The sequence below is a fragment of the Streptomyces sp. NPDC059456 genome (genome assembly GCF_042750055.1).
Lineage (GTDB): Bacteria > Actinomycetota > Actinomycetes > Streptomycetales > Streptomycetaceae > Streptomyces.
In genome coordinates this window covers 1-3,104 of the sequence record NZ_JBHYVA010000859.1, presented here as the reverse complement: position 1 = coordinate 3,104, position 3,104 = coordinate 1, and the positions used below count along the sequence as shown (strand labels likewise).

The 3,104-nt window shown below is 75.5% G+C and carries 2 protein-coding genes; both read left to right on the top strand.

Annotation, left to right across the window (positions count from 1 at the left end):
* Nucleotides 1-2,086, top strand: a 2,086-nt coding sequence (locus tag ACFXA3_RS39660) for an ATP-binding cassette domain-containing protein (protein WP_385195809.1), incomplete at its 5' end; no start/stop codon positions are given.
* Nucleotides 2,083-2,949, top strand: coding sequence for an ABC transporter permease (locus ACFXA3_RS39655; protein ID WP_385195806.1), 867 nt, complete (start codon nt 2,083-2,085; stop codon nt 2,947-2,949). The genes ACFXA3_RS39660 and ACFXA3_RS39655, both read left to right, overlap by 4 nt.
* The last annotated feature ends 155 nt before the right edge of the window (nt 2,950-3,104 follow it).

The window sequence follows — 3,104 nt, the reverse complement described above, 5'->3', positions numbered from 1 at the left end:
GGTCCCGGGCGCGGCCGCCGCCCCCGGTGCGTCCGGTCCCCCCGGTACCGCCGGGGCCTGCGGGCGGTTCCGGCCGGAGCTGTGCGCCATGTACGAGCGGGTCGCGGTGGCCGGGAAGCCCGACGCCGAGGCCCGGGCCCTGCTGGAGGGGCGCAGTCCGTCGGCGGTCGGGGACCGGATCAAGGTGCCGACGCTGATCGTGCAGGGCCAGGACGACTCCCTGTTCCCGCTGGACCAGGCCGACGCCATGGCGAAGGCGATCGCGGCGAACGGCGCGCCCGTCGCCGTGGACTGGGCGGCCGGCGGGCACGACGGCGGCATGCCCGAGTCCGGCCGGATCGAGGCCCGGGTGGCCTCCTGGTTCGACCGCTACCTCAAGGGCGACGAGGACGCCGGCACCGGACCCGCCTTCCGGGTCTCCCGCTCCGGCGGCATCGACTCCACCGACGGGGCGGTGCGGCTGCGCGGCGCGAGCGGCGGGCACTATCCCGGCCTCACCGCCGGGCCTCGGGAGTTCGCCCTGAGCGGCCGGGAGCAGGGCTTCGCCAATCCGGCCGGCGGTGCGCCGCCCGCGCTGTCCTCCCTGCCGGGGATCGGCGGGCAGCTCGCCGCCCTCGGGGCCGGGCTGTCGCTGGACTTCCCCGGGCAGAACGCCCGGTTCGAGTCGCAGCCGCTGGCCGAGGGCGTACGGATCACCGGGACTCCGGCCGTCACCCTGAACGTGAGGTCGACGGCCGAGGACGGATCGGCCGTCCTGTTCGGCAAGCTGTACGACGTCGGGCCCGACGGCCGCCAGGCGGTACTGCCGAGCCGGCTGGTCGCCCCGGTGCGGGTGGAGAACGCGCAGCAGGGGACGAGAGTGGAGCTGCGGCTGCCCGCCGTCGACCACGCCGTGGAGGCGGGGCACCGGCTGCGGCTCGTCGTCGCGGCCACCGACCTCGGGTACGCGTCCCCGGCCGCGCCGGCCACGTACACGGTCGGGGTGCAGGGCGCCCTGGCCGTTCCCGTGGCCGACGGCGTGCGTACGGCCTCGGCGGGGCTGCCCGCATGGACCTGGGGGCTGCCGCTGGGTGCGGCGCTGCTGGCCGCGGCGCTGCTGGGGATCCGCAGGACCGGCCGGGAGGGTACGGGGGCGCGGTCCGGCGCACCGCAGCCCGACCCCGCGCTGGCCGACGTACCCCTGGAAATCACGGGCCTGACGAAGAAGTACGCGAGGGCACAGGACCGGTACGCGGTGCGGGACCTGTCGTTCCGGGTCGAGAAGGGGCAGGTCCTGGGCCTGCTCGGGCCCAACGGCGCCGGCAAGACCACGACGCTGCGGATGCTGATGGGGCTCATCTCGCCGGACGCCGGGGAGATCCGGGTGTTCGGGCACGCGATCCGGGCCGGGGCGCCCGTGCTGTCGCGGGTCGGGGCGTTCGTCGAGGGGGCCGGCTTCCTGCCGCACCTGACGGGGCGGGCCAACCTGGAGCTGTACTGGCGGGCCACCGGGCGTCCGGCCGAGGACGCGCACCTGGCGGAGGCCCTGGAGATCGCCGGGCTCGGCGACGCGCTGGAGCGCGCGGTGCGCACGTACTCGCAGGGCATGCGGCAGCGTCTGGCGATCGCCCAGGCGATGCTCGGGATGCCGGACCTGCTGATCCTCGACGAGCCGACGAACGGTCTGGACCCGCCGCAGATCCGGGAGATGCGGGACGTGATGATCCGCTACGCGGCGGGCGGGCGGACGGTCATCGTCTCCAGCCACCTGCTGTCGGAGGTCGAGCAGTCGTGCACCCACCTGGTGGTCATGGACCGCGGGCGGCTCGTGCAGGCGGGCGAGGTCGCGGAGATCACGGGCGGCGGGGACACGCTGCTGGTGACGTTGGCCGGCCCGGTCGACGAGGGGACCGTGGCGAAGGTGGCCGCGCTGGAGGGAGTGGGTTCCGTGGCGGTGGCCGACGACGGGCTGCTGGTGCGGCTGGAGGGCGCGACGGCCGCCGGGCTGATCGCCGAACTGGTACGGCTGGAGGTGCCGGTGTCCGCCGTGGGGCCGCACCGCCGGCTGGAGGACGCGTTCCTCACCCTGATCGGAGGTGCGGCATGAGCGCCGTGACGGAGGTGGCCGCCGGCTACCGGGCGAACCGGACGCTGCCGCTGCGCGTGGAGGCGCTGCGCCAGTGGCGCAGGCGGCGGACGCTGGTGATGGGCGGGGTGCTGGCCGCACTTCCCTTCGTCATGATCATCGCGTTCGCGGTGGGCGGCGGGCAGGACGGCGGCCGGGGCGGCGCGAACGGCCGCGTCACGCTGATCGACACGGCGACGGCCTCGGGCGCGAACTTCGCGGCCACCTGCCTGTTCGTGTCGGCCGGCTTCCTGCTGGTGGTGCCGGTGGCGCTGTTCTGCGGGGACACCGTGGCCTCGGAGGCGAGCTGGTCCTCGTTGCGCTACCTGCTGGCCTCGCCGGTGCCCCGGGCCCGGCTGCTGTGGAGCAAGCTGGTGGTGGCGCTGGCCTTCAGCCTCGCCGCGATGGTGCTGCTGCCGGTGGTGGCGCTGGCGGCGGGAACGGCCGCGTACGGCTGGGGTCCGCTGAAGCTGCCCACGGGCGGCTCGCTGGAGGCCGCGCAGAGCGTGCCGCGGCTGGCTCTGGTGGTGGCGTTCGTGTTCGTGTCGCAGCTGGTCACCGCCGGACTGGCGTTCTGGCTGTCGACGCGGACGGACGCACCGCTGGGCGCGGTGGGCGGGGCGGTCGGCCTGACGATCGTCGGCAACGTGCTGGACGCGGTGACGGCGCTCGGGTCGTGGCGGGAGTTCCTGCCCGCGCACTGGCAGTTCGCCTGGGCGGACGCGCTGCAGCCGCAGCTGGAATGGGGCGGAATGATCAAGGGTGCGGCGGTGTCGGTGTCGTACGCGCTGGTGCTGTTCGCCCTCGCGTTCCGCGGGTTCTCCCGCAAGGACATCGTGTCCTGACCGCCGCGGGGGGCTCGCGGTGCGGCGCTGGCGGGGCGGGGTCGGCCGAGCCGACCGGGCCCCCGGGGGCGCGGCTTGCCGGATCGGGGCAGGTGAGGCGGGGCGGGCTGAGATGTCAGGGTGGAAGGCCGGGCCGCGGTGACGGTTTGCGTTAT

Excerpts from the sequence above, each read along its gene's own strand:
- ACFXA3_RS39655 (WP_385195806.1), top strand. The coding sequence starts at position 2,083 with ATGAGCGCCGTGACGGAGGTGGCCGCCGGCTACCGGGCGAACCGGACG.